General features: G+C 47.1%; 1 protein-coding gene. It reads left to right on the top strand.

Annotated features, from left to right (window positions below; genetic code table 11):
* A partial coding sequence (locus CVN76_RS02010; RefSeq protein ID WP_157805462.1) for an aminotransferase class III-fold pyridoxal phosphate-dependent enzyme occupies positions 1 to 393 on the top strand: 393 nt, incomplete at both ends.

The following is a 393-nucleotide window of genomic DNA, read 5'->3' as shown; positions in this document are numbered from 1 at the left end:
AGGCGTTTGGCGGCGGGGTGATGCCAGCTGGTGCAGTCGTGGCCAATGAGAAAGTATTTAAAAGCTGGTTTGACAATCCATTCATGCACACGACGACGTTTGGCGGAAATCCACTCGCTTGCGCTGCGGCCATAGCTACGATCGACGTTCTTTTGGAAGAAAAATTACCGGAGCGTGCTGCAGAAGTGGGTGAATATTTCTTGAATGGTTTAAGGGAAGCGGCAAACGAGCACCAAGACAAGGTCTTGGAAATTCGCGGCCAAGGATTGATGATCGGTATTGAGTTCCATAAAGACGAAGTGGGCTATGAATTTTCAAAAGCCTTGTTTGATAAAGGCATTTTAGTCGCAGGTACGCTCATTAATTCCAAAACGATCAGGATTGAGCCTTCAT

It is taken from the genome of Bacillus sp. mrc49 (assembly GCF_002803435.1).
This window is presented reverse-complemented; position numbering and strand designations above follow the sequence as displayed.